This is a genomic window from Faecalibacterium sp. DFI.5.82, from assembly GCF_029076575.1.
In the GTDB taxonomy this organism is placed as follows: domain Bacteria; phylum Bacillota; class Clostridia; order Oscillospirales; family Ruminococcaceae; genus Faecalibacterium; species Faecalibacterium duncaniae.
In genome coordinates, this window is record NZ_JARFIS010000121.1 from 1 (window position 1) to 398 (window position 398).

General features: G+C 54.8%; 1 protein-coding gene. It reads right to left on the minus strand.

Annotated elements, in window-relative coordinates; genetic code table 11:
• The coding region (locus P0G09_RS15865; RefSeq protein ID WP_275253138.1) for a TraG/TraD/VirD4 family protein at positions 1-398 on the minus strand (398 nt) is incomplete at both ends.

The window sequence follows — 398 nt, forward strand, 5'->3', positions numbered from 1 at the left end:
TGGTGCCATAGCTTGGGCTATTGCCGCGGGTATCGGAATTGTTGTAGCTGTCGATGGTTTCCTTGCCGAGTGCTTCGGCAAGATCTTTAAGGGTAGTATGCTCGCTGCCACCCAGAAATATCTGGCTGTCCATGTTGCCCACGATGGTATCCGCATTATCCTTGTAGATGGCTTTCAACTGGCTTCTGGTTTGCAGCACAAGGCAGGCCGATATCTCGCGGCTGCGGATGGTTGACACTAGTTTTTCCAGCTGCGGAATCTGGCCAATGTTGGCACACTCGTCGATCAGGCAGCGCACATGGACGCCGCCCTCAATGGCCGCGGCGGCGGCAAACCCGGCATCTGTCAGGGAAGCTGCGCCGCAGAGCCGGAGGAAGTAAAAGAATTTTTGAAAAGTA